This is a genomic window from Methylorubrum sp. SL192 (assembly GCF_026672325.1).
Taxonomy (GTDB): Bacteria; Pseudomonadota; Alphaproteobacteria; order Rhizobiales; family Beijerinckiaceae; genus Methylobacterium; species Methylobacterium extorquens.
On the sequence record NZ_JAPPQV010000003.1, the window covers coordinates 807,595 to 832,386 of the forward strand.

17 protein-coding genes and 1 pseudogene are annotated in these 24,792 nt (G+C 68.9%); 13 read left to right on the plus strand and 5 right to left on the minus strand.

The features are described 5' to 3' along the window. Window positions 1-10 precede the first annotated feature (10 nt). On the minus strand, window positions 11-1,750 hold the full coding sequence (gene aroB / locus OVA30_RS04610) for a 3-dehydroquinate synthase (RefSeq protein WP_076644149.1): 1,740 nt from the start codon (window positions 1,748-1,750) through the stop codon (window positions 11-13). Between the two features lie 251 nt (window positions 1,751-2,001). On the opposite strand from aroB, the gene OVA30_RS04615 reads away from it, so the two are divergent. The 9 genes from OVA30_RS04615 to OVA30_RS04655 all read left to right on the plus strand — a co-directional run bounded on the left by OVA30_RS04615 (window position 2,002) and on the right by OVA30_RS04655 (window position 15,065). After that, window positions 2,002-2,733, plus strand: coding sequence for a TetR family transcriptional regulator (locus tag OVA30_RS04615; protein ID WP_003599888.1), 732 nt, complete (start codon window positions 2,002-2,004; stop codon window positions 2,731-2,733). A gap of 350 nt (window positions 2,734-3,083) precedes the next feature. Further along, the gene (gene mdh / locus OVA30_RS04620) at window positions 3,084-4,046 is read left to right on the plus strand and encodes a malate dehydrogenase (protein WP_056155638.1); all 963 of its coding nucleotides are present in this window, start codon (window positions 3,084-3,086) and stop codon (window positions 4,044-4,046) included. Between the two features lie 77 nt (window positions 4,047-4,123). After that, on the plus strand, window positions 4,124-5,320 hold the full coding sequence (gene sucC / locus OVA30_RS04625) for an ADP-forming succinate--CoA ligase subunit beta (RefSeq protein ID WP_003599892.1): 1,197 nt from the start codon (window positions 4,124-4,126) through the stop codon (window positions 5,318-5,320). 8 nt (window positions 5,321-5,328) lie between these two features. Continuing rightward, on the plus strand, window positions 5,329-6,216 hold the full coding sequence (gene sucD / locus OVA30_RS04630) for a succinate--CoA ligase subunit alpha (protein WP_003599893.1): 888 nt from the start codon (window positions 5,329-5,331) through the stop codon (window positions 6,214-6,216). Between the two features lie 224 nt (window positions 6,217-6,440). Continuing rightward, window positions 6,441-9,431: a 2-oxoglutarate dehydrogenase E1 component gene (locus OVA30_RS04635; protein WP_056462559.1), complete on the plus strand. Its 2,991-nt coding sequence runs from the start codon at window positions 6,441-6,443 to the stop codon at window positions 9,429-9,431. 83 nt (window positions 9,432-9,514) lie between these two features. Further along, window positions 9,515-10,855: a 2-oxoglutarate dehydrogenase complex dihydrolipoyllysine-residue succinyltransferase gene (odhB, locus tag OVA30_RS04640; protein WP_056462563.1), complete on the plus strand. Its 1,341-nt coding sequence runs from the start codon at window positions 9,515-9,517 to the stop codon at window positions 10,853-10,855. Between the two features lie 288 nt (window positions 10,856-11,143). Continuing rightward, window positions 11,144-12,547, plus strand: coding sequence for a dihydrolipoyl dehydrogenase (gene lpdA, locus OVA30_RS04645; protein ID WP_268174733.1), 1,404 nt, complete (start codon window positions 11,144-11,146; stop codon window positions 12,545-12,547). A gap of 199 nt (window positions 12,548-12,746) precedes the next feature. Then, window positions 12,747-14,372, plus strand: a complete 1,626-nt coding sequence (locus OVA30_RS04650) for a hybrid sensor histidine kinase/response regulator (RefSeq protein WP_003599902.1) — start codon at window positions 12,747-12,749, stop codon at window positions 14,370-14,372. A gap of 60 nt (window positions 14,373-14,432) precedes the next feature. Then, window positions 14,433-15,065 (plus strand): hypothetical protein, encoded by a 633-nt coding sequence (locus tag OVA30_RS04655; protein ID WP_268174734.1) that lies wholly within the window; start codon window positions 14,433-14,435, stop codon window positions 15,063-15,065. On the opposite strand, the pseudogene OVA30_RS04660 reads toward OVA30_RS04655, so the two are convergent. The 4 genes and pseudogenes from OVA30_RS04660 to OVA30_RS04675 all read right to left on the minus strand — a co-directional run bounded on the left by OVA30_RS04660 (window position 15,047) and on the right by OVA30_RS04675 (window position 20,424). Next, window positions 15,047-15,686: pseudogene (locus tag OVA30_RS04660) on the minus strand (sarcosine oxidase subunit gamma). The gene OVA30_RS04655 and the pseudogene OVA30_RS04660 sit on opposite strands and share 19 nt — an antisense overlap. After that, window positions 15,679-18,708 carry a sarcosine oxidase subunit alpha family protein gene (locus OVA30_RS04665; protein ID WP_268174735.1) on the minus strand — a complete coding sequence of 1,010 codons (3,030 nt, stop codon included), beginning with the start codon at window positions 18,706-18,708 and terminating at the stop codon, window positions 15,679-15,681. Before OVA30_RS04665 ends, OVA30_RS04660 begins: the two are co-directional and overlap by 8 nt. Beyond that, entirely contained in the window at window positions 18,705-18,992 is a 288-nt protein-coding gene (locus OVA30_RS04670; protein WP_268174736.1) for a sarcosine oxidase subunit delta, read from the minus strand. Before OVA30_RS04670 ends, OVA30_RS04665 begins: the two co-directional genes overlap by 4 nt. Window positions 18,993-19,173: 181 nt before the next feature. After that, window positions 19,174-20,424 (minus strand): sarcosine oxidase subunit beta family protein, encoded by a 1,251-nt coding sequence (locus OVA30_RS04675; protein WP_268174737.1) that lies wholly within the window; start codon window positions 20,422-20,424, stop codon window positions 19,174-19,176. A gap of 200 nt (window positions 20,425-20,624) precedes the next feature. On the opposite strand from OVA30_RS04675, the gene OVA30_RS04680 reads away from it, so the two are divergent. The 4 genes from OVA30_RS04680 (at window position 20,625) to OVA30_RS04695 (ending at window position 24,764) form a co-directional block, all read left to right on the plus strand. Next, window positions 20,625-21,623: a GlxA family transcriptional regulator gene (locus OVA30_RS04680; RefSeq protein ID WP_268174738.1), complete on the plus strand. Its 999-nt coding sequence runs from the start codon at window positions 20,625-20,627 to the stop codon at window positions 21,621-21,623. 173 nt (window positions 21,624-21,796) lie between these two features. Then, on the plus strand, window positions 21,797-22,732 hold the full coding sequence (locus OVA30_RS04685) for a class II glutamine amidotransferase (protein WP_268174739.1): 936 nt from the start codon (window positions 21,797-21,799) through the stop codon (window positions 22,730-22,732). Further along, a complete protein-coding gene (locus OVA30_RS04690) occupies window positions 22,732-23,421 on the plus strand; it encodes a protein glxC (protein WP_015822231.1) in 690 nt (229 codons plus the stop codon). The genes OVA30_RS04685 and OVA30_RS04690 overlap by 1 nt, the downstream gene beginning before the upstream one ends. Then, window positions 23,421-24,764: an FMN-binding glutamate synthase family protein gene (locus tag OVA30_RS04695; RefSeq protein ID WP_056462584.1), complete on the plus strand. Its 1,344-nt coding sequence runs from the start codon at window positions 23,421-23,423 to the stop codon at window positions 24,762-24,764. Before OVA30_RS04690 ends, OVA30_RS04695 begins: the two co-directional genes overlap by 1 nt. The last annotated feature ends 28 nt before the right edge of the window (window positions 24,765-24,792 follow it).

The window sequence follows — 24,792 nt, forward strand, 5'->3', positions numbered from 1 at the left end:
GGCGCCTCGCTCAGCCCCGCAGTTCCGCCTCCAGGAAGGCTCGCACCTCGGCCGCATCGATGCCCGGCGCGATGAAGCTCTGGCCGATGCCGTGGGCGAGGATGAAGGTGAGCTGCCCGTCGCGGACCTTCTTGTCCTGAGCCATGGCGTCGAGGAGGGCGTCCGGGTCACCCGCCCCGCCGGGCACCTGTTGCAGGCGGGTCGGTAGGCCGGCGAGCGCGAGGTGGTTGGCCACGCGCCCTGCATCCTGGCCGGGGCAGAGGCCGAGCCGGGCCGAGAAGCGGAAGGCCAGCGCCAGACCGATCGCGACGCCCTCGCCGTGGACGAGGCGGGCCGCATCGTAGCCGGTCAGCCGCTCCAGAGCGTGGCCGAAGGTGTGGCCGAGATTGAGCAAGGCGCGTTCGCCGTCCTCCCGCTCGTCGCGGGTCACGACGCCGGCCTTGGCGCGGCAGCAGGCGGCCACCGCCTCGTCGCGCTCCGGCCCGCCGGAGAAGATGCCGGCCCAATTCGCCTCGCACCACTCGAAGAAGCCGGCATCCCCGATCAAGCCATACTTGGCGACCTCGGCGTAACCCGCCCGCATCTCGCGCTCCGAGAGCGTGTCGAGGGTGGCGGTGTCGGCCAGCACGAGGCGGGGCTGGTGGAAGGCGCCGATCAGATTCTTGCCGAGCGGCGAGTTGATCCCGGTCTTTCCCCCCACCGAGGAATCAACCTGCGCGAGCAAGGTGGTCGGAACCTGGAGGAAGCGGACACCACGCCGCAGGGAGGCCGCTGCGAAGCCCGCCAGATCCCCGACCACGCCGCCGCCGAGCGCCACGACGAGGTCGCCGCGCTCGATCTTCTGGGCCAAGAGCCCGTCGCAGACGCGGGCGAATTCCGCGTAGCTCTTCGAGGCCTCGCCCGGCGGCACGGCGATGATGCCGCAGCGCAACCCGGCGGCCTCGAGGCTGGCCCGCACACGCTCACCGTAGAGGCCGGCGACCGTCTCGTCGGTGACGATGCCGGCGGCCCGGGCGCCGAGATCCCGCGCCTCCGCACCCACCGCGTCGATAAGACCCCGACCGATCCGAATATCGTATTCGCGTCCACCCGACAGGGGAACGTTCACACGCGAGGGTTGCTGCGTCATACTGAATGTCAAATGTTGTGATTGTGTCGTATGAGACGGGTTGATGTGGATATCGAGAGCTTCCATCACGTCCTCCACCACGCGGTCGTGGGACACTTCGCGGGACAGCACCGTGACATCGGCTTGGGCATAGACCGGATGGCGCACCTCCATCAGTGTGCGCATGGTCGCCTCCGGATCCTCAGTCTGGAGCAGGGGGCGCGTGTTGCGCTTGCGCACGCGTCGCATCAGCACGTCGAGGTCGGCCTTGAGCCAGACCGAGATGGCCCCCTCGGCGATCCGCGCCCGCGTCGCCTCGCGCATGAAGGCGCCGCCGCCGGTGGCCAGCACCATCGGCCCCTCGCGCAGCAGACGCGCGATCACCCGCTCCTCGCCCTCGCGAAAACTCGCCTCGCCGTAGATCGAGAAAATGTCGGCGATGGTGAGCTTGGCCGCCGCCTCGATCTCGTGGTCGGCATCCTTGAACATCAGCCCGAGACGCCCGGCGAGGCGGCGCCCGACAGTGCTCTTGCCCGCCCCCATCAGGCCGACGAGCACGATCGACCGGGCTCCGAGGCCGCGGCGCAGTCGTGCTTCGATCGGTTCGCCGGGCGGCGGCGCCGGCGGCAGGGGGACGGTCATCGGGCGGTCATAGACGGTTTTGCGGAAGCGGCGAAGCGTCCGGTACCCCCGTCGGCGCCGAGCCGAAAGCCCCACAATCTCGGCTTGACTGCAATCCAAGCGGGATTCGCAGAAAAACCGGTGCCGAGAGGGGTTGCAAAGTGCCGCTCGGAGGGGAAGGCTTGTACGCGAGCGCGTGGGACGGCACCGCTCTCGATCAGGCTCGCTTGGTCGAGTGCACCCACGCTTGTTGTCTCTGTGCCGGGAAAATGATGTTGCCGTACGGATCTTTCACCATCCCCGTCACCCTGGCCGAGAGCGAGAGGGAGGCGAACGATCCAGTTTCCGATCCGCGTGCCGCTCCCTCTCGACCGTCGCGTCTCACCGGCCCGGCCGCCCGCGCCCGGTCCACGCCGGTCTCGACGGACGCGCGGCTGCTCGCCATCGCCACGGAGCACCTGACCCGGCTCGGCCCGAAACGGGTGACGGTGGTGGCGGTCGCGGCGGAGGCTGGCATGACCCATGCCAACGTCTACCGCTACTTCCCCTCGAAGGACGCCCTGCTCGATGCGGTCGCCGGCCGCTGGCTGCGCGATTTGGAAACCGAGCTCGCCGGCATCGCCGACGCGCCCGATCCCGCCGACGACAAGATCGAGCGCTTCGTCAGCGCGCTGGCCAGCGCACAGAGCGAGATGCTGACCCGCGAACCGAACCTGTTCGCCGTGCATCTCGACGCCACCGTCGCCTCCCGTCCGATCGCCCGCCGACACCGCGTTCGGCTGCGCGCGCTCGTCGAGCGCGTGGTGGAGGAGGGCATCGGCACCGGCGTCTTCGCCGCCCGCGACCGCGAACGCGCCATCGCCGTCATCTTCGACGCGAGCTACCGCTTCACCCATCCGGTCGCGATCCAGCACGACGCTGACGTGCCCCGCGATCTGCTCGATGCCCGGCTCGGCGCGGTCATCCAATCGATCCAGCGGGCGCTGCGGACCGGTACTTTCTGAATACGGAATATAGTTTCGGTGCTGCATCGCGGCGCGGTCGGGATGTCACTCAATGACAGACCGCAAAACATGTCACCGACCCCTTGCCGGCTGCAGTTCGGCGCGAGGGAAAGAGATAGATCGCTGAAATAGAAGGGTTTTTACTGGTACCCTCCGGGTTCGGCACGTCGTCGAGCCTCGCTGCAGCCCCGCTCACCCGGACCTTCGTCGGGTTGAAGCTCTGTGGCTTTTCCGCCAAACACCGGCCCATCAGAATTGACCGGCGAAGGTTCGGCCGCAGCGCACCATTTGCAACATTGCTGCATCCATTTCCGAACCGTCGCGAATTCCGACCGGAGGCTAGATCATCCATGGCACGCAGCAAGATCGCGCTCATCGGCGCCGGACAGATCGGCGGCACGCTGGCCCATCTCGCCGGCCTCAAGGAACTCGGTGATGTGGTGCTGTTCGACATCGTCGACGGCGTGCCGCAGGGCAAGGCGCTCGACATCGCCGAATCCGCTCCCGTCGACGGCTTCGATGCCAAGTATTCGGGCGCCAGCGACTATTCCGCGATCGCCGGGGCGGACGTGGTGATCGTGACCGCGGGCGTGCCGCGCAAGCCCGGCATGAGCCGTGACGACCTCATCGGCATCAACCTGAAGGTGATGGAGGCGGTCGGCGCCGGCATCAAGGAGCACGCGCCCGACGCCTTCGTGATCTGCATCACCAACCCACTCGACGCGATGGTGTGGGCGCTGCAGAAGTTCTCGGGGCTGCCGACCAACAAGGTCGTCGGCATGGCCGGCGTGCTCGACTCCGCCCGCTTCCGCCACTTCCTGGCCGAAGAGTTCGGCGTCTCGGTCGAGGACGTGACCGCCTTCGTGCTCGGCGGACACGGCGACGACATGGTGCCGCTGACCCGCTACTCGACGGTGGCCGGCGTGCCGCTGACCGATCTGGTCAAGCTCGGCTGGACCAGCCAGGAGAAGCTCGACGCCATGGTCGAGCGCACCCGCAAGGGTGGCGGCGAGATCGTCAACCTCCTGAAGACCGGCTCGGCCTTCTACGCGCCCGCCGCCTCCGCCATCGCCATGGCCGAGAGCTACCTGCGCGACAAGAAGCGGGTTCTGCCCTGCGCCGCCTACCTCGACGGCCAGTACGGCATCGACGGCCTCTATGTCGGCGTGCCGGTGGTGATCGGCGAGAACGGCGTCGAGCGTGTGCTCGAAGTGACCTTCAACGACGACGAGAAGGCGATGTTCGAGAAGTCGGTCAATTCGGTGAAGGGCTTGATCGAGGCCTGCAAGAGCGTCAACGACAAGCTCGCGTAAAGCGCCGTCAGGCTCGGCGGCGGGAGGCTTGGGCCGCCCGCTCAGCCCTCCCTTCCTGCTCGTCCGACGAGGTCTCGATGAACATCCACGAATACCAGGCCAAGGCTGTCCTGAAGGAATTCGGCCTGCCGGTCTCCCGCGGCGTGCCGATCTTCAAGCCGGAGGAGGCCGCTGCGGCGGCTGACGAACTCGGCGGCCCGGTCTGGGTGGTGAAGTCGCAGATCCATGCGGGCGGACGCGGCAAGGGCACCTTCAAGGGCGCGCCCGAGGGCGCCAAGGGCGGTGTGCGCGTCACCAAGTCTAAGGACGAGGTGGTGCAGTTCGCCCGCGAGATGCTCGGGCAGACGCTCGTGACCGTGCAGACCGGCGAGGCCGGCAAGCAGGTCAACCGCCTCTACATCGAGGAAGGCGCGGCGATCGCCGCCGAGTTCTACCTGTCGATGCTGGTCGATCGCGAGACCGGACGCGTCGCCTTCGTCGTCTCGACGGAAGGCGGCATGGATATCGAGCAGGTCGCCCACGACACCCCTGAGAAGATTGTCACCTTCTCGGTCGATCCGGCCACCGGCATCATGCCCCATCACGGCCGGGCCGTCGCCAAGGCGCTCGGGCTCTCCGGTCCCCAGGCTAAGGAAGCGGGCGCGCTCACCGAGAAGCTCTACGCGGCCTTCACGGCCAAGGACATGAGCATGCTGGAGATCAACCCGCTGGTGCTCACCGGCGACGGCGGTCTCAAGTGCCTCGACGCCAAGATCTCGTTCGATTCGAACGCCCTCTACCGCCACCCCGAGATCGTCGCGCTGCGCGACGAGACCGAGGAGGACGCCAAGGAGATCGAGGCCTCGAAATACGACCTCGCCTACATCGCCCTCGACGGCACCATCGGCTGCATGGTCAACGGCGCCGGCCTCGCCATGGCGACGCTCGACATCATCAAGCTCTACGGCGAGGAGCCGGCGAACTTCCTCGATGTCGGCGGCGGCGCCTCCGAGGAGAAGGTCACGGCGGCCTTCAAGATCATCACCGCCGATCCGCAGGTGAAGGGCATCCTCGTCAACATCTTCGGCGGGATCATGAAGTGCGACGTCATCGCCCGCGGCGTGATCGCGGCGGTGAAGGCGGTCGGCCTCGAAGTGCCGCTCGTCGTGCGCCTGGAAGGCACCAACGTCGAGGAGGGCAAGGAGATCATCCGGAACTCCGGCCTCAACGTGATCCCCGCGGACGATCTCGACGACGCCGCGCAGAAGATCGTCGCCGCGGTGAAGAAGGGTTGAGCTGACAGATGTCCATTCTTATCGACCAGAACACCAAGGTCATCTGCCAGGGCTTCACCGGCAAGAACGGCACCTTCCACTCCGAGCAGGCCATCGCCTACGGCACCAAGATGGTCGGCGGCACCTCGCCGGGTAAGGGTGGCTCCACCCATCTCGGCCTGCCGGTGTTCGATACCGTGGCCGAGGCGCGCGAGGCCACCGGCGCCGACGCCTCCGTCGTCTACGTGCCGCCGCCGGGCGCGGCCGATGCGATCTGCGAGGCGATCCAGGCGGAGATCCCGCTGATCGTCTGCATCACGGAGGGCATCCCGGTGCTCGACATGGTGCGGGTCAAGCGCGCGCTCGAAGGCTCGAAGTCGCGCCTGATCGGGCCGAACTGCCCCGGCGTCGTCACCGCGGGCCAGTCGAAGATCGGCATCATGCCGGCCAACATCTTCAAGCCGGGCTCGGTCGGCATCGTCTCGCGCTCCGGCACGCTGACCTACGAGGCGGTGTTCCAGACCACCGTCGAGGGTCTCGGCCAGACCACCGCCGTCGGCATCGGCGGCGATCCGGTCAAGGGCACCGAGTTCATCTCCATGCTGGAGCTGTTCCTGGCCGATCCCAAGACCGAGTCGATCGTGATGATCGGCGAGATCGGCGGCTCGGCCGAGGAAGAGGCGGCACAGTTCCTGGCCGACGAGGCCAAGCGGGGGCGCAAGAAGCCGATGGTCGGCTTCATCGCTGGTCGCACCGCGCCTCCCGGCCGCCGCATGGGCCATGCCGGCGCGATCATCTCCGGCGGCAAGGGCGGCGCCGAGGACAAGATCGCGGCGATGGAGGCCGCGGGCATCCGCGTCTCGCCTTCGCCAGCCCGTCTCGGCTCCACGCTCGTGGACGTGCTGAAGTCCAGGTGATGAAGAGTCGATGGGGTCTGTAACCGGGACCTGCGCGGCTGTGTTGCACCGCACGCGAGCTCGGGCGACCCATATGGAAGAACATGTCGGGGCGCGACCGTGCCCCGGCCTGATCCGGAGGCGCGAGGCGGGGTTCTGAGACCTCGCTCGGATCGACGCGCCGGATCGAACTCGACGCGGCGGCCCGCTGTGACAGCGCCGCCCGAGCGGTAGGACAGGCAGCGATGGCACGCCAGGACGCGAACGAAGCGCTTCTTCGAACCTCCTTCCTCTACGGCGCCAACGCCGCCTGGATCGAGGAGCTGCAGGCGGCCTATGCCCGCGACCCGAACTCGGTCGATCCCGAGTGGCAGCGCTTCTTCAAGGATCTGGGCGAGGACGACGCCCTGGTGAAGAAGAACGCCGAGGGCGCCTCCTGGGCCAAGCCGAACTGGCCGGTCGTGGCCAACGGCGAGATCGTCTCGGCGCTCGACGGCAATTGGGGCGCTCTCGAAAAGACGTTCGGCGAGAAGATCCAGGCCAAGGCCCAGCCCGGCAAGCCCGGCGACTCGACCAAGGGCGCGGCCATCGTCGCGGCCACGGGCGTTTCCGTCGAGCAGGCCACCAAGGATTCCGTGCGCGCGATCATGCTGATCCGCGCCTACCGCATGCGCGGCCACCTCCACGCCAAGCTCGACCCGATCGGGCTCGCCCCGCGCGGCGACCACGAGGAGCTGCACCCGCAGCATTACGGCTTCCAGGAGAGCGACTGGGACCGCAAGATCTTCCTCGACAACGTGCTCGGCATGGAATTCTCGACGATCCGCGAGATCGTCGCGATCCTGGAGCGCACCTACTGCCAGACGCTCGGCGTCGAGTTCATGCACATCTCCGACCCTGAGGAGAAGGCGTGGATCCAGGAGCGCATCGAGGGCAAGGACAAGGAAATCTCGTTCACGCCGGAAGGGCGGCGGGCGATCCTGAACAAGCTGATCGAGGCCGAGGGCTTCGAGAAGTTCCTCGATCTCAAATACACCGGCACCAAGCGCTTCGGCCTCGACGGCGGCGAGTCGATGGTCCCGGCCATGGAGCAGATCATCAAGCGCGGCGGCGCGCTCGGCGTCGAGGAGATCGTGCTCGGCATGGCCCATCGCGGCCGGCTGAACGTGCTCACCAACGTGATGGCCAAGCCTTTCCGGGCGGTGTTCCACGAGTTCAAGGGCGGCTCGGCCTCACCTGCCGAGGTCGAGGGCTCGGGCGACGTGAAGTACCATCTCGGCGCCTCGTCCGACCGTGCCTTCGACGACAACACCGTCCACCTCTCGCTCACCGCCAACCCGTCCCACCTCGAGATCGTCGATCCGGTGGTGCTCGGGAAGGTGCGGGCCAAGCAGGATCAGAAGGCCAAGCCGAACGTCGAGCGCCGCCGCGTGCTGCCGCTCCTCATCCACGGCGACGCGGCCTTTGCCGGCCAGGGCGTGGTGGCGGAATGCCTCGGCCTGTCCGGCCTGAAGGGTCACCGCACCGGCGGCTCGATCCACTTCATCATCAACAACCAGATCGGCTTCACCACCGATCCGCGCTTCTCGCGCTCCTCGCCCTATCCGTCCGATGTGGCGAAGATGGTGGAAGCGCCGATCTTCCACTGCAACGGCGACGACCCGGAGGCGGTGACCTTCGCGGCGAAGGTCGCGGTCGAGTATCGGCAGAAATTCGGCAAGCCGGTCGTCATCGACATGCTGTGCTACCGCCGCTTCGGCCATAACGAGGGCGACGAGCCGGCCTTCACCCAGCCGAAGATGTACCAGCGGATCCGCAAGCATCCGACCGCGCTGGAGACCTACGGCAAGAAGCTCGTCGCGCAGGGCGACCTGACCCAGGAGCAGCTCGACGCGCGCAAGGCCGAGTTCCGCGCGATACTGGAGAGCGAGCTCGAGGTCGCGGGCGGCTACAAGCCCAACAAGGCCGACTGGCTCGACGGCCGCTGGTCCGGCTTCAAGGCCGTACGCGAGGACGTCGACGATCCCCGCCGCGGCCGCACCGGGGTGCCGCTCGAGACGCTGCGCGACATCGCCACCCGGATCACCACGCCCCCGCCGGGCTTCCACCTGCACCGCACGATCCAGCGCTTCTTCGACAACCGCGCCAAGGCGGTCGAGACGGGCGTCGGCATCGATTGGGCCACCGCCGAGGCACTCGCCTTCGGCTCGCTGCTGATCGAGGGTCACCGGGTCCGGCTCTCGGGGCAGGACGTCGAGCGCGGCACCTTCTCCCAGCGCCACGCCGTGGTGATCGATCAGGAGAACGAGCAGCGCTACACGCCGCTCAACTCCCTGCGCGAGGGGCAGGCGAACCTGGAGGTCATCAACTCGATGCTCTCCGAGGAGGCGGTGCTCGGCTTCGAGTACGGCTACTCGCTCGCCGAGCCGAACTCCCTGGTGCTGTGGGAGGCGCAGTTCGGCGACTTCGCCAACGGCGCGCAGGTCGTCATCGACCAGTTCATCTCATCGGGCGAGCGCAAGTGGCTGCGCATGTCCGGCCTCGTGATGCTGCTGCCCCACGGCTACGAGGGCCAGGGGCCGGAGCACTCGTCCGCCCGTCTGGAGCGCTATCTCCAGATGTGCGCCGAGGACAACATGCAGGTCGCCAACTGCTCGACGCCCTCGAACTACTTCCACATCCTGCGCCGTCAGTTGAAGCGCGACTTCCGCAAGCCGCTGATTCTGATGACGCCGAAATCGCTGCTGCGCCACAAGCGGGCGGTCTCGAAGATCGAGGACATCGCGGACGGCTCGACCTTCCATCGCATCCTGTGGGACGACGCCGAGCACGACGAGAACGGCGTGAAGCTCGTGCGCGACGACAAGATCCGCCGCGTCGTGCTGTGCTCGGGCAAGGTCTATTACGACCTCTACGAGGAGCGCGAGAAGCGCGGCGTCAATGACGTCTACCTGATGCGCGTCGAGCAGCTCTACCCGTTCCCGCTCAAGGCCCTGGCCAACGAGATGACCCGCTTCCGCAATGCGGAGGTGGTGTGGTGCCAGGAAGAGCCCAAGAACATGGGCTCGTGGACCTTCGTCGAGCCCTATCTCGATTGGGTGCTGGGCCAGGCCGGCTCCGCCTCGAAGCGCGCCCGCTATGTCGGCCGTCCGGCCTCGGCCTCGACCGCGGTCGGCCTGATGTCGAAGCACCTCGCCCAGCTCCAGGCCTTCCTCAACGAGGCGCTGGCGGTCTGACGCCGCCGGCCCTTTTCGACCGACCCACCAACCGGGGCCGCGCTGGCTCGATGCGCGCCCCGAAACCGCGGTGAAGACATATTATGGCGACCGACATCCTCGTCCCCACGCTCGGCGAATCCGTCAGTGAGGCCACGATCGGCCGCTGGTTCAAGAAGCCCGGCGACACGGTGGCCGCCGACGAGCCCCTCGTGGAACTCGAGACCGACAAGGTCACGCTCGAAGTGAACGCCCCGGCCGCGGGCGAACTCGGCGAGATCTTGGTCAAGGACGGCGAGACGGTGGAGCCCGGCGCGGTGCTCGGCTCGATCGTCGAGGGCGGCAAGGGTTCAGGAAAATCGGATGCGAAGCCCGCTCCGAAGAGCGCTGAGCCGGCTGAGACCAAGACGCAGTCCCGCGAGGAGAAGGGCAAGGGCGAGGGCGACAGCAAGCCCGCCAAGGACGATGCGCCCGCCCAGGAATCCTCGGCCTCCTACGGCAGCCACGGCGACGCGCCGCCCACGGATGGGCGCCCGGCCGACGACAGCGGCCCGGCGGTGGCCAAGCTCGCCCGCGAATCCGGCATCGATCCGGCGAGCCTCAACGGCAGCGGCAAGGACGGCCGGGTGACCAAGGGCGACATGCTCGCCGCGATCGACAGGAACGGCCAGAAGGCTCCGGCTCAGGAAGCCCGGAGCGAGACGAAGGCCCCCCCGCCGCGCGCCCCCTCCGCGCCGGACGACGCCGCGCGCGAGGAGCGCGTGCGGATGACCAAGCTGCGCCAGACCATCGCCAAGCGCCTCAAGAGCGCCCAGGAAACGGCGGCGATGCTGACCACGTTCAACGACGTGGACATGGGCGCGGTGATGGCGATGCGCTCGCAGTACAAGGACATCTTCGAGAAGAAGCACGGGACGAAGCTCGGCTTCATGGGCTTCTTCACCAAGGCGGTGATCGGCGCCCTCAAGGACGTGCCGGCGGTCAACGCCGAGATCGACGGGCAGGATCTCGTCTACAAGAACTACTACCACATCGGCATCGCGGTCGGCACCGATAAGGGCCTCGTCGTGCCGGTGGTGCGCGACGCCGACGACCTCTCGATCGCCGGCATCGAGAAGAAGATCTCGGGCTTCGGCAAGAAGGCGCGCGAGGGCAAGCTCTCCATCGACGAGATGCAGGGCGGCACCTTCACCATCACCAATGGCGGCATCTACGGCTCGCTGATGTCGACCCCGATCCTCAACGCGCCGCAATCGGGCATCCTCGGCATGCACCGCATCGAGGAGCGGCCGGTGGTGCGCAACGGCAAGATCGAGGCGCGGCCGATGATGTATCTGGCGCTCTCCTACGATCACCGCATCGTCGACGGGAAGGAGGCCGTGACCTTCCTCGTTCGCGTCAAGGAAGCCCTGGAGGATCCGGCCCGCCTCGTGCTGGACCTGTAAGGCCACAATGTCGGCAGCTCCAGCCGATGCGCTCATTGGCTGGAGCTACCGACACAGACGTCCCGCGGCATGATCCGCGGCTTTACTGACTTTCGATTTGAAACGCATTCCGACGAAGTGGTGACCGGTTCGTCGAAAGAATGCGCGTTGAAACACAGACCTAGAGACGCCGGCCTGATGCCATCAGTTCGGATACGGCTCTAGCCGCGGTCGCCGCGCTCGCTTGCGATTTTTCATCTCTGCGGGCGTGCTTGTTCGACGCCTCCTCCGACACGTCAGGCAGACTTGATGTCCTACGATCTCATCGTCATCGGCACCGGCCCCGGCGGCTATGTCTGCGCCATCCGCGCGGCCCAGCTCGGACTGAAGACCGCGGTGGTCGAGAAGCGGGCAACCCATGGCGGCACCTGCCTCAATGTCGGCTGCATCCCCTCGAAGGCGCTGCTGCACGCATCGGAAGCCTTCGAGGAAGCCAACAAGCACTTTTCGGAGTTGGGCATCGACGTGGGCACGCCGAAGCTTGATCTCAAAAAAATGCAGAGCTTCAAGCAGAGTGGCGTGGACGGCAACACCAAGGGTGTCGAGTTCCTGCTCAAGAAGAACAAGGTCGATACCTATCACGGCCGCGGCCGCATCGTCGGGGCCGGCCGCGTCGAGGTAATCTCGGACGACGGCGGCAACCAGTTGCTGGAGACGAAGAACATCGTCATCGCCACCGGTTCCGACGTGACCCGGCTGCCGGGCGTCGAGATCGACGAGAAGACGGTGGTCTCCTCCACCGGCGCGCTCGAACTCGCCGAAGTGCCCAAGCGCCTCGTGGTGATCGGCGCGGGCGTGATCGGGCTCGAACTCGGCTCGGTCTGGCGCCGCCTCGGCGCCGAGGTCACCGTGATCGAGTATCTCGACCGGGTGCTGCCGGGCATGGACGGCGAGGTCGGCAAGCAGTTCCAGCGCATCCTCGCCAAGCAGGGCATGGTCTTCAAGCTCTCGACCAAGGTGACCGGTGTCGAGACCGGCAAGAAGGGCCGCGCCACCGTCACCGTCGAGCCGGCGCAGGGCGGCGAGCCGGAGAAGCTCGAGGCCGACGTGGTGCTCGTGGCCATCGGCCGGGTGCCCTACACGGAAGGGCTCGGGCTCGAGACGGTGGGCGTGGCGACCGACGACAAGGGCCGGATCGAGGTCGATTCGCACTACGCCACCAACGTCACCGGCATCTACGCCATCGGCGACGTGATCGCCGGGCCGATGCTCGCCCACAAGGCGGAGGACGAGGGCGTCGCGGTCGCCGAGATCCTGGCCGGCCAGTCGGGCCACGTGAATTACGGCGTGATCCCGAACGTGGTCTACACCTTCCCCGAGGTCGCCTCGGTCGGCAAGACCGAGGAGGAGCTGAAGAAGGACGGGATCGCCTACAACGTCGGCAAGTTCCCCTTCACCGCCAACGGCCGGGCCAAGGCCAACGGCACCACCGACGGCTTCGTGAAGATCCTCGCGGACGCGCAGACCGACCGGGTGCTCGGCGTGCACATCGTCGGGGCGGATGCCGGCAACCTCATCGCCGAGGTCGCGGTGGCGATGGAGTTCGCAGCCTCCGCCGAGGACATCGCGCGCACCTGCCACGCCCACCCGACGCTGACCGAGGCGATCAAGGAAGCCGCCCTCGCCGTCGACAAGCGCGCGATCCACGTCTGATCCCATCATGGCCGGACCCGGCCCTCCGGGTCCGGCTGCGATCCGCCTGAACCGGCGGCAGCCGAGCTGAGAGACAGCTCTGTGACGTCGTGCCGTTCACGAAGCGCTCAAGCCGTCGCTTCCGATGGAACGAGCCGTCGCCGCATCGGATTGATACGCGCAATCCGACCCAGTGGGTCGTCCCCGCTGGAAAACGTTGATGCCGTCGTCACCCGAGAAGCCCCGCGCACCTGGGCCCAATACGCCTGTCACCGGCAGCGGCGCCTCGGGCGTCGTCGATCAGCATCACGACATCTTCTTCGCGGCCGTCGAGACGACGCGCATGCCGATGATCGTCACCGATCCGCACCAGCCCGACAACCCGATCATCTTCGCCAACCGCGCCTTCGTCCGGATGACCGGCTATTCGGCCGAGGAACTGATCGGATCGAACTGCCGCTTCCTCCAGGGCCCCGATACGGACCGCGACACCGTCTCGGAGGTGCGCGACGCCATCCGAGAGCATCGGGAGTTCGCCGCCGAGATCCTGAACTATCGCAAGGACGGCTCCTCGTTCTGGAACGCGCTGTTCGTCAGCCCGGTGTTCAACCGCTCGGGCGACCTCGTCTACTTCTTCGGCTCGCAGCTCGACGTATCGCGCCGCCGCGACGCGGAGGAATCGCTGCACCAAGCCCAGAAGATGGAGAGCCTCGGCCAGCTCACCGGCGGCATCGCCCACGACTTCAACAACCTGCTCCAAGTCGTGTCGGGCCACAACGAGGTGATGCTGGCGCTACTCGACCATCCGACCCTCGACGTGTCGCGGATGCGCCGGGCCGGTGAGGCGGTGCGGGCGGCGACCGACCGGGCCGCCAAGCTCACGCATCAGCTCCTCGCCTTCTCGCGCAAGCAGCGACTGGAAGGGCGGCTCCTGAACCTCAACGGCCTCGTCGAGAGCATGGGCGAGATGGCCGGGCGGACGATCGGCGACGACGTCGTCCTGAAATCCGTCCTCGCGCCGGATCTCTGGACCACCCGCATCGACCCGACGCAGGCCGAGGTCGCCCTGCTCAACGTGCTGATCAACGCCCGCGACGCGATGCCGGAGGGCGGCTCGGTCACGGTGCGCACCGAGAACCTGCTGATCGAGGACGAGGACACCGCCCTCTACAAGACCGTGCCGCCCGGCGCCTACGTGGTGATCTCGGTGACCGATACCGGGACCGGCATGCCGTCCGAGATCCTGGCCCGCGTGATGGAGCCGTTCTTCACCACGAAGGGCGAGGGCAAGGGCACGGGACTTGGGCTCGCGATGGTTTACGGCTTTGCCAAGCAATCCGGCGGCTCGGTGAAGATCTATTCCGAGGTCGGGCACGGCACGACGGTGCGGCTCCTGTTCCCCGCCTCCGACCAGAAGGCCGAGGAGGAGCAGAAGCCGACGATCCGCGCCGCCGACCGGCACGGCACCGAGACGGTGCTCGTCGTGGACGACCGGCCCGACGTGGCCGAGACCGCCGGCATCATCCTGGAGGATTTCGGCTACAAGGTCACCGTCGTCGACGGCCCCAAGGCGGCGCTCGACATCCTCGACGGCGAAGGGCGCATCGACCTGCTGTTCACCGACCTGATCATGCCCGGCGGCATGAACGGCGTGATGCTGGCCCGCGCCGCGCGGGAGCGTCAGCCCAAGATCAAGGTGCTGCTCACCACCGGCTACGCCGAGGCCTCGATGGAGCGCACCGACGCGGGCGGCACCGAGTTCGAGATCATCAACAAGCCCTACAAGCGCATGGAGCTGGCCCGCCGGGTGCGGCGGGTGATCGACGGGCCGACCGGGGTCGGGTAGGGGCGCGGGCCTCGACCTCTCGGTTTGCCCGCTGCGCGGAAGGCGAGTTAGAGGCGGCGGATGGCTGAGACCGCGATCCGCGCCGGTGCGCTGCCCTTGCGACGCCGCCCATCCCATCGGGTCGCGCGGGGCATCGTGGCCGGTCTCATGGCGCTTGTGGCGCTTCCGTTGCCGGCTCTCGGCGCAGGCCAGGGCGCGGCCCCGTATCCGCTGGCCTGCGCCTATTTCCGTCGGGATCTCGACCGGTACGAGCATTGCGCCCGACGCGAGAACGCGATGGTCCGGGTCGCCCCGGCGCATCTCGCGCGGATGCGTTTCGAACGCGGCCTCGCCGAGTTGCGCGTGCCGGGGATCGGCTGTCTCTGGGTGCGCCGCGACGGCCTCGCGCTGCCGGTGTTCCTGCTCGACAACGGGCCGGACCCGTTCGAGCAAGGCCTCGTGCGCAGCTGGGTCGATGGCAAGGTCGCCTTCTACGACCGCCGCCTGCGGCTCGTCCTCGCCACGCCCTATGACTGGGCCTTCCCGTTCAACGTACGCGGCGAGGCTTTGGTCTGCGAGGGCTGCCGCTCGGACGGACGGCAACCCGCCGCGATGGTCGGCGGGCGCTGGGGCCTGATCGACCGGACGGGACGTCTCGTCCTACCGCTGGCCGAGACGGACGCCGCCGACCGGCGCTATTTCAGCCGGCGCTGATCCGCGCCCTCCGCGGCCTCGACCTCACAGCCGAACTCGGCTGCCGCGTGCTCCAGCCAGCGCCAGAAGCTGCCGGCGAAGCTGCGGGCGACCGTGAGGTCGTAGGTCGGACCGGCATCGCGCTGCCAGAGTTGCACGCCGAGATGGGCGATGCTCGTCACCGCCGCCCGGCCCGGCCCGAAGGCGCGGGGATGCAGATCGACCGCCACGCCCTTGGCGAGCATGGCACGGGCCTGCGGCCCAGAGATGCGCACCAGGGCGCGGCTGTCGCTCTGGTCGGTGACGGAGGCGACGCCGCGCAGGGCCTCGGGCCAATCTCCTCAAATCGCGCGGTGACGGCGCCACCGCGAGCCACTGGCCGGGCGCGGACCAGACCAAACCCGTCTCGCCCTCGAAGATTGCGGTGCCGGCCTCCGGCAGGGACGGGCCGAACCGATCCGCGAGAGCGGTTTGTAAGTCGGCTTCCCTTCCCTCGGCCGCGATGAGGGTGGCGAGGCCGAACCCCTCGCGCAGGCTCAGGCGGATGCCCGCCGGCCCCGCGGCTGCTCCGTGGCGCCCGATCCGTGCGGCTCCTTCCCAGGCGCCGCGCGGCTGCCACAGGCTCGTCATCGCCTCAGACACGCAGCTTCTCCTCCTTGGGGTCCACGAAGACCGGCGAGCAGATCTCCACCTCGATCTCGGCGCCGCGCACCGGATCGTAGGCGCGCACCCGCTCGCCGTGGCGCTCGGGCCCGCGCCGGATCAGGCCGATGCCGATCCAGCTCTTCAGGCTCGGCGAGTAGGCCGCGGAGGTCATCACGCCCTCGTCGGCCTCCAGGCTCGGCGCGGCGTCGAGGCTCAGGAAATGCGCCCCCGCCCGGAGTCGCGCGCTCGGATCGACGGGGCGGAAGCCCACGAGGACCGGCCGGTCCGGATCGACCAGCGCCGGGCGCTCCTTCATCAGGCGGCCGATATAGTCCTTCTTCTGGGCGAGCATCCCGCCGAGCCCGAGGTCGCGGGCGGTGGTCTGGCCGTTGATCTCGGCCCCGGCCGCGTGACCCTTCTCGATGCGCATCACCGACAGCGCCTCGGAGCCGTAGGCGGTGATGCCGTAGGGCAGGCCCGCCTGCATCACCGCCCGCCACGCCGCGTCACCATAGGCGGCCGGCACCGCCAGCTCGTAGGCGAGTTCGCCCGAGAACGAGATCCGGAACAGCCGCGCCGGGATGCCGCCGCCGACGGTGACGTCGGCGCAGGCGAGGAAGGGAAACGCTTCGTTGGAGAGATCGAAACCGGGATCGACGATCCGGCGCAGGGTGTCGCGGGCGCGCGGGCCGGCGACCGCGTATTGCGCCCATTGCTCGCTGACCGAGGCGAGCTGCACGTCGAGCTCCGGCCACAACCATTGCCGGCAAAATTCGAGATGCTGCATCACCCGCGCGGCGTTCGCCGTCGAGGCGGTCATGACGTAATGGGTTTCGCCCATCCGCGCGATCGTGCCGTCGTCCAGGATGAAGCCGTCCTCGCGCAGCAGCACGGCGTAGCGCGCCTTGCCGACGGGCAACGTCGCGAAGGGGTTGGCGCAGACCCGCTCGATGAAGGCCAGCGCGTCGCGGCCCTGGATGTCGATCTTGCCCAGCGTGGTGACGTCGCAGATCCCGACGCGGGCGCGCACGGTCTCGACCTCCCGCACCACCGTATCGAGCCAGTCGGTCTCGCCTCCCTTCGGGAAATAGGCCGGGCGCAGCCATAGGCCGGTCTCCACGAAGACCGCGCCGTTCTCCTCCGCCCAGGCATGGGAGGGGACGTGGCGGGTGGCGCGGAACTCCTTGCCGCGGTGATGGCCGGCAAACGCGCCGATGGCGACCGGCGTGAAGGGCGGGCGGAACACCGTGGTGCCGACGCTCGGGATGTCCTTGCCGGTCAGCTCGGCCATGATCGAGAGGCCGGCGAGGTTCGAAGTCTTGCCCTGGTCGGTCGCCATGCCGAGCGTGGTGTAGCGCTTCAGCAGCTCGACCGCGCGAAAGCCCTCGCGGTGGGCGAGTTCGACGTCGGAGGCCGCCACGTCGTTCTGGAAATCGACGAAGGCCTTTCCGCGGGGCTTTGGCGCGCGCCAGAGTGGGGTGTGGTCCACGCTGTCCGGGTCGGTCGGCGGAGCGGCCTCGGCCGAGGCGGTGAAGCCGCAGTCGCTCGCGGCCTCGGCGCCGGCCCGGGCGCCGGTCTCCAGGCATTCGGCCAGGGTGAAGCGCCCGGCGGCGGCGCCGGCCGCCTGCATGCCGGAGGGGAGGGTGCCCGGCACGAAGGCATGGATCGCCTCGTTCCAGACCGGCCGACGCGACAGGTGCGAGTCGAGGTGGACGACCGGGTTCCAGCCATTGGCCATGGCGAGGCCATCGCAGGCAATCGTCTCGGTGCTGTTGTCGCCGTCCACGACCTGGATCGCGCTCAGGCCCAGATGCCCCTTGGTGCCGGCGACGTATCCACCGGCCACCACCCGCGCCCCGGCGGCCTCCGCCATCCGGCGCAAGGCGGGGGGAACGGCAGCGCGGGTGTCGATCACCGCCGCGAGCCCGCCGCCCGCGGCCAGGATATCGGCGGCAGTGCGCCAACCGTCGTCGCTCGACGTGAACACGGCCAAGCGGCGCCCCGGCAGCACGCCGTAGCGGTTGAGATAGGTCCGCACCGCGCCGGCCAGCATCACGCCGGGGCGGTCGTTGCCGCCGAAGACGTGCGGGCGCTCGATCGCGCCGGCCGCGAGCACCGCGCGCCGCGCCACGATCCGCCACAAGCGCTGGCGCGGGGTGTGGGCGGCCGGCACCGCGAGATGATCGGAGACGCGCTCGACCGCTCCGTAGGCGCCGTGATCGTAGACGCCGAACAGGGTGGTGCGCGACAGGATGCGCACCTCGGGCAGGCTCTCCAGCTCGGCCACCGCGCGCGCGGCCCACGCGGACCCGCTCGCGCCGCCGATCTCGCGCCGCTCGGCGAGCAGCCGACCGCCGGTCGCGAAATCCTCGTCGACCAAGATGACCCGGGCGCCAGAGCGGCCGGCGGCGAGCGCCGCTGACAGCCCGGCCGGACCGCCGCCGATGACGAGCACGTCGCAATGGGCATGGGCGTGGTCGTAGGTGTCGGGATCAGGCGCGTCGGCGGCGCGACCGAGACCGGCCGCGCGCCGGATCATCGGCTCGTACAGCTTCTCCCACAGGGAAGCCGGCCACATGAAGGTCTTGTAGTAGAAGCCCGCCGCGAAGACCGGCGAGAGCAGCGCGTTGACCGAGAGCGCATCCACGGCGAGCGAGGGCCAGCGGTTCTGGCTCGTCGCCTCTAACCCCTCGTAGAGCTCGGCCATGGTGGCGCGGGTGTTGGGCTCGCGCCGGGCGCCCGAGCGGAGCTCCACCAGGGCGTTCGGCTCCTCCGAGCCGGCCGAGAGGATGCCGCGCGGCCGGTGATACTTGAACGAGCGGCCAACGAGGCGGACGCCGTTGGCGAGCAGGGCCGAGGCCAGCGTGTCGCCGTGGTAGCCGGTGAGGCGCCGACCGTCGAAGCTGAAGTCGCGCGGCCGGTTCCGGTCGATCAGGCCGCCGGTGGCGGTGCGGAACGGCTGGTCGCCGGCGTTTGCGGAAGCCGGGGCCTCCGCGCGCTGAAGGGCGAGCGTGGTCATGCGGCCTCTCCCAAGCGGCGCGCCCGCGCGACGTCGCGCGCCGGCTCGACCGCCTCGATGGCGTGGGTGCGGGTATCGCGGGTCACGACCAGCCAGGAGCGGCAGCCGGCGGCGTGGTACCAGAGTTCGCGGATCGTCCCGGCCGGATTGTCGCGAAGATAAACGTAGTCGTGCATGGCCGCCGCCGAGGCGTCGAGCCCGTCGGGACGCCGGGGCGCGGCGTCGCCGAGGTAGCTGAACTCCCCGTTGTCGCGCTCGCCGCAGAAGGGGCATCGGATGCGCATGGCGTGTCGTCCGTTCTGATTCGTTTCGTTCCGCCCCTCGTCCTCATCCTGAGGTGCCGCGAAGCGGCCTCGAAGGAGGGCTCCAGGGATCGCGGTGTGTTCTGGAGGCCTCCTTCGAGGCCTCCGCTACGCTCCGGCACCTCAGGATGAGGGCGGTGGATGGAACGCTGCGGTCAGCGCCTCAATGCAGGTTGGGCTGCGCGCCCATACCCTTCTCGTCGATGAGATGACCGGTGGCGAAGCGGTCGAGGCGGTAGGCGCGCGCATCCGCGTGCGGTTCGTCGCGGGCGATCAGGTGGGCGAAGCAGAAGCCCGCGGCGGGTGTCGCCTTGAAGCCGCCATAGCACCAGCCGGCGTTGAGATAGAGGCCGCCGATATCCGTGCGGTCGATGATGGGCGAGCCGTCCATCGACATGTCCATGATGCCGCCCCAGTGGCGCAGCAGCCGCAGGCGGCCGAGCCCCGGCCAGAGGGCCATGCCGCTCTCCATCACGTCCTCGATGGTGTGGAGGTTGCCGCGGCTCGCATAGGAATTGTAGCCGTCGATATCGCCGCCGAAGACGAGGCCGCCCTTGTCGGATTGGCTGACGTAGAAATGGCCGGCGCCGAAGGTCATCACCCCGTCGATCAGGGGCTTCACGCCCTCGCTGACGAAGGCCTGCAGCACGTGGCTCTCGATCGGCAGGCGCATATCGACCATGCCGGCCAGCAACGAGGAGGAGCCGGCCACCGACAGCGCGACCTTTCCCGCGCGGATGAAGCCGCGGCTGGTCTCGACGCCGGTGACGCGGCCGTTCTCGCGGCGGATGCCGGTGACGGCGCAGTTCTGGACGATGTCGACGCCGCGGTCGCTGGCGGCGCGGGCATAGCCCCAGGCGACCGCGTCGTGGCGCACGGTGCCGCCGCGGCGCTGGAGCAGGCCGCCCTTCACGGGGAAGCGCGCGTTGTCGAAATCGATGAACGGGACCAGCCGGCGCACGCCCTCGCGGTCGAGCAGTTCCGCATCAATGCCGGCGAGCCGCATGGCGTTGCCGCGGCGGGCATAGGCGTCGCGCTGCGCGTCCGAGTGGTACAGGTTCAGCACGCCGCGCTGGCTGACCATGGCGTTGTAGTTGATGTCCTGCTCCAGCCCTTCCCAGAGCTTCATCGACCGCTCGTAGAACGGGATGTTGCCCGGCAGGCCGTAATTCGAGCGCACGATGGTGGTGTTGCGGCCCACATTGCCGGAGCCGATGTGGCTCTTCTCCAGCACGGCGACGTTGGTAAGGCCGTGCTCCTTGGCGAGGTAGTAGGCGGTGGCGAGCCCGTGCCCGCCGCCACCGACGATCACCACGTCGTAGCCTTCCTGCGGGGCGGCGTCGCGCCATTGCGGGGTCCAATCGCGCTGGCCGCGCAGGGCCTGCCCCAGGACGCTGAACAGGGAATAGCGCATGGGGTCAGCCGCTCTTGCCCGAGATGTCTGTGTGGTCCCAGAGGTAGCCACGATCGTCCGCGGCAGACTTGCATTTCGCGACACGTTTCCGGCAAATCGCGCAGAAATGCGCCGCCCGTCCTTCGCCTGATCCGAGCGCAGGCCGTATCGCCGAACCCGCATGACGGCCGCATCGGCCATCCCGGAGGGATCGATCGGATATGTCGGACGATACCCCCGAACCGGGCCACCACGCCCGACCCCGGCGAAAGCCCGCGCGGGCCGAAGGTCCCGCTCCGCGAACGGTCGGCTTCGTGCTGGTGCCGGACTTTCCGCTGATGGCCTACACCGCGGCGGTCGAGCCGCTGCGCGCCGCCAACACCCTGTCGGGCTGCGAACTCTATCGCTGGTGGCACGCCGCGCCCGGCGGCGGCCTGGTGCAGGCCTCGAACGGGCTCGGCATCCTCACCGATGTCGCCGTCGGCGCGCGTGCCAGCGCCGACCGCGTCTTCGTCTGTGCTGGGGGAAACCCGGCCGTGTTCGACGATCCCTCCCTGTTCGCGTGGCTGCGCGGGCTCGCCCGCCACGGGGCGACGCTCGGCGGCATTTCCGGCGGGCCGTATCTTCTCGCCCGCGCCGGTCTGCTCTCCGGGCGCCGTTGCACGCTGCACTGGGAGCACGTCCCGGCCTTCGAGGAGCGCTACCCCGAGATCGAGGTGGTCCGCTCGCTGTTCGAGATCCAGGGCGACCGCATCACCTGCTCCGGCGGCATCGCCGCCCTCGACCTGATGCTCGACCTGATCGGCCGCGATCACGGCGCCGGCCTCGCCGCGGGCGTCAGCGACTGGTTCCTGCACAACCAGATCCGCGAGGGGTTGAGCCCGCAGCGGATGGATCTGCACCAGCGCTTCGGCGTGCGCGACCCGCGGCTGCTGCGGGTGCTCGCGGCGATGGAGGCGAACCTCGAAGCGCCGCTCCCGCGCGAGGCTCTGGCCGATCTCGCCCGCGTCTCGGTGCGGCAGCTGGAGCGGCTGTTCCGCGAGGGGCTCGGGCGTGGCCTGCACCGGCATTACCTGCACCTGCGCCTCGACCGGGCGCACCAGCTCGGCCGCGAGAGCGCCCTGAGCCGCGCCGAGATTGCCACGGCGACGGGTTTCTCGAGCGCGGACGAGTTGTCCCGGGCCGAGCGGCGTCGGCAGCGGCAAGAGGCGGAGCGTTGAGGCGTCGCCGCGAGCATCATCGAAGCGATGACGGAGCCGGTGTGCCGTCGCGGCCAGCCCTCCGGATATCAGCGAGATGTTTCATGAGAGGAAATTTTCGTGCTTGTTAGTTGACGCAGCCGTCGGAGCGTGCGATCCCTCTCGACAATGATCGAACGGACGGGGCGGCGCCGATGTGCGGTATTGTCGGACTATTCCTCAAGAATCCGAAGCTTGAACCGCAGCTCGGCGCGATGCTCTCCAAGATGCTGGAGACGATGACCGATCGCGGCCCCGACAGCGCGGGCTTCGCAGTCTACGGCTCGGACAGCGCCTCGAATGCCGGCAGCGTCAAGCTGACCCTGCGCGGCCCCGGCCCGGAGGCGCTGCGCGGCGCGGTCGCGAAGATAGAAGCGGCGCTGGCCCTCTCGGCGCAGGCGACCGAGCGCGACACTCACACCGTCCTCGCTGTGCCTGCCGAGCGTGAGGCCGAGATTCGCGCTTGGCTCAAGGACAACACCCCCGGCATCGACGTGGTGAGCGCGGGCCGGCGCATGGAGATCTACAAGGAGGTCGGGCTGCCGGCTTCCGTGGCCGAGCGCTTCGCCCTGGAAGGGATGTCCGGCACCCACGGCATCGGCCATACCCGCATGGCCACCGAGAGCGCGGTGACGACCAACGGCGCCCACCCGTTCTCGACGGGCACCGACGAATGCCTCGTCCATAACGGCTCGCTGTCGAACCACAACGACCTGCGCCGCCGCCTCCGGCACGAGGGCTTGAGCTTCGCCACCCAGAACGACACCGAGGTCGCCGCCGGCTACCTCAGCTGGCGCATGCGCGAGGGCGCCTCGCTGAAGCAGGCGCTCGAATCGAGCCTGACCGATCTCGACGGCTTCTTCACCTTCGTGGTCGGCACCGAGACCGGCTTTGCCGTGGTGCGCGACCCCATCGCCTGCAAGCCCGCCGTGATGGCCGAGACCGACGACTACGTCGCCTTCGGCTCCGAATACCGGGCGCTGGTCGGCCTGCCCGGCATCGACACTGCCCGTGTGTTCGAGCCCGAGCCGGCCAAGGTCTACGCGTGGGAGCGCACGAGCGCCGAGCACGCTTCCGGGGAGCGCCAGTGATGCCGAGCTTCGACCTGCGATCCGCGCCCCTGCGCGAGCTGAACCGGGCCCTGCACGCCCTGCGGCCCGACACCAACGAGACCCACTGGACCGTCACCGGCCCGGACGGGCGCCACGCCATCGCCGCCGGTCTCGATGCGCCGGTCTCGGTCGAGATCGAGGGCAATGTCGGCTATTACTGCGCCGGCATGAACAAGCTCGCCACCGTTCTCGTCAACGGCAATGCGGGCGTGGGGGTGGCCGAGAACATGATCTCCGGCCTCGTCCACGTGCGGGGCGATGCCAGCCAGTCGGCCGGCGCCACGGCCCATGGTGGCATGCTCATCATCGACGGCAATGCCGGAGCCCGCTGCGGCATCTCGATGAAGGGCGTCGATATCGTCGTGAAGGGCTCGATCGGCCACATGTCGGCCTTCATGGCCCAGGCCGGCACCCTCACCGTCCTCGGCGATGCCGGTGAGGCGCTCGGCGACTCGCTCTACGAGGCCAAGCTCTACGTGCGCGGCTCGGTCAAAAGCCTCGGCGCCGACTGCGTCGAGAAAGAGATGCGCGACGAGCACCTGCGCGAACTCGCCGACAAGCTCGCCGCCGCCGGCCTTGCCGGGGAGGTGAGCCCGAGCGAATTCCGCCGCTACGGCTCGGCCCGCACCCTCTACCATTTCCACGTCGACAACGCCGGAGCCTACTGATGGCCGACCGCAAGGATTCCCGCGAGACGCCGCGCACGAAACCGCGCCTGTCGGCGACCTTTACCCCGGACGTGATGTCCGAGATCCGCCGCGCGGCGGCGACCGGCATCTACGACATCCGCGGCGCCGGCGCGAAGCGCGCGCTGCCGCATTTCGACGACCTGCTGTTCCTCGGCGCCTCGATCAGCCGCTACCCGCTGGAGGGCTATCGCGAGCGCTGCGGCACCGAAGTGGTGCTGGGCGCGCGCTTCGCCTCGAAGCCGATCCATCTGAAGACGCCGGTCACCATTGCCGGCATGAGCTTCGGTTCGCTCTCGGCCAACGCCAAGGAGGCGCTCGGGCGGGGTGCCACCATCGCCGGCACCTCCACCACCACCGGCGACGGCGGCATGACGCCGGAGGAGCGCGGCCACTCCAAGACCCTGGTCTACCAGTACCTGCCCTCGCGCTACGGCATGAACCCGGACGACCTGCGCAAGGCCGACGCCATCGAGGTCGTCATCGGCCAGGGCGCCAAGCCCGGCGGCGGCGGCATGCTGCTCGGCCAGAAGATCACCGAGCGCGTCGCCGGCATGCGCTGCCTGCCGCCCGGCGTCGATCAGCGCTCCGCCTGCCGCCACCCGGACTGGACCGGGCCGGACGACCTCGCGATCAAGATCGAGGAATTGCGCGAGATCACCGACTGGGAGAAGCCGATCTACGTCAAGGTCGGCGCGAGCCGCCCCTATTACGACACCGCGCTCGCCGCGAAGTCCGGCGCCGACGTGGTGGTGCTCGACGGCATGCAGGGCGGCACCGCCGCGACGCAGGACGTGTTCATCGAGCATGTCGGCATCCCGACGCTGGCCGCGATCCGCCCCGCCGTGCAGGCGCTTCAGGATCTGGGGCTTCACCGCAAGGTGCAGCTCGTGGTGTCGGGCGGCATCCGCTCGGGTGCCGACGTGGCCAAGGTGCTGGCGCTCGGCGCCGATGCGGTGGCCATCGGCACCGCCGCCCTGATCGCGCTCGGCGACAACGATCCCCGTTGGCAGGCGGAGTACGAGGCGCTCGGCACCACGGCCGGCGCCTACGACGACTGGCACGAGGGCCGCGACCCGGCCGGCATCACCACGCAGGACCCGGAACTCGCCAAGCGCCTCGATCCGGAACTCGCAGGGAGACGGCTCGCCAACTACCTCGCGGTGATGACGCTGGAGGCTCAGACCATCGCGCGGGCCTGCGGCAAGAGCCACCTGCACAACCTCGAACCCGAGGATCTCGTGGCGCTCACCATCGAGGCCGCGGCGATGGCCCAGGTGCCGCTCGCCGGCACGGGCTGGATCCCCGGCAAGACCGGCATCTGACCTGCAAGGGCCGCTCCTGACGCTTCGA

What these genes read in the sequence shown, in the direction of transcription:
- OVA30_RS04680 (WP_268174738.1), top strand. Translation starts at nt 20,625, where the DNA reads ATGTCGGACGATACCCCCGAACCGGGCCACCACGCCCGACCCCGGCGA.
- sucC (WP_003599892.1), top strand. Translation starts at nt 4,124, where the DNA reads ATGAACATCCACGAATACCAGGCCAAGGCTGTCCTGAAGGAATTCGGC.
- OVA30_RS04650 (WP_003599902.1), top strand. Translation starts at nt 12,747, where the DNA reads ATGCCGTCGTCACCCGAGAAGCCCCGCGCACCTGGGCCCAATACGCCT.
- OVA30_RS04655 (WP_268174734.1), top strand. Translation starts at nt 14,433, where the DNA reads ATGGCTGAGACCGCGATCCGCGCCGGTGCGCTGCCCTTGCGACGCCGC.
- OVA30_RS04675 (WP_268174737.1), bottom strand. Translation starts at nt 20,424, where the DNA reads ATGCGCTATTCCCTGTTCAGCGTCCTGGGGCAGGCCCTGCGCGGCCAG.
- OVA30_RS04695 (WP_056462584.1), top strand. Translation starts at nt 23,421, where the DNA reads ATGGCCGACCGCAAGGATTCCCGCGAGACGCCGCGCACGAAACCGCGC.
- OVA30_RS04685 (WP_268174739.1), top strand. Translation starts at nt 21,797, where the DNA reads ATGTGCGGTATTGTCGGACTATTCCTCAAGAATCCGAAGCTTGAACCG.
- OVA30_RS04690 (WP_015822231.1), top strand. Translation starts at nt 22,732, where the DNA reads ATGCCGAGCTTCGACCTGCGATCCGCGCCCCTGCGCGAGCTGAACCGG.
- sucD (WP_003599893.1), top strand. Translation starts at nt 5,329, where the DNA reads ATGTCCATTCTTATCGACCAGAACACCAAGGTCATCTGCCAGGGCTTC.
- lpdA (WP_268174733.1), top strand. Translation starts at nt 11,144, where the DNA reads ATGTCCTACGATCTCATCGTCATCGGCACCGGCCCCGGCGGCTATGTC.
- OVA30_RS04635 (WP_056462559.1), top strand. Translation starts at nt 6,441, where the DNA reads ATGGCACGCCAGGACGCGAACGAAGCGCTTCTTCGAACCTCCTTCCTC.
- odhB (WP_056462563.1), top strand. Translation starts at nt 9,515, where the DNA reads ATGGCGACCGACATCCTCGTCCCCACGCTCGGCGAATCCGTCAGTGAG.
- OVA30_RS04615 (WP_003599888.1), top strand. Translation starts at nt 2,002, where the DNA reads ATGTTGCCGTACGGATCTTTCACCATCCCCGTCACCCTGGCCGAGAGC.
- mdh (WP_056155638.1), top strand. Translation starts at nt 3,084, where the DNA reads ATGGCACGCAGCAAGATCGCGCTCATCGGCGCCGGACAGATCGGCGGC.
- aroB (WP_076644149.1), bottom strand. Translation starts at nt 1,750, where the DNA reads ATGACCGTCCCCCTGCCGCCGGCGCCGCCGCCCGGCGAACCGATCGAA.
- OVA30_RS04670 (WP_268174736.1), bottom strand. Translation starts at nt 18,992, where the DNA reads ATGCGCATCCGATGCCCCTTCTGCGGCGAGCGCGACAACGGGGAGTTC.
- OVA30_RS04665 (WP_268174735.1), bottom strand. Translation starts at nt 18,708, where the DNA reads ATGACCACGCTCGCCCTTCAGCGCGCGGAGGCCCCGGCTTCCGCAAAC.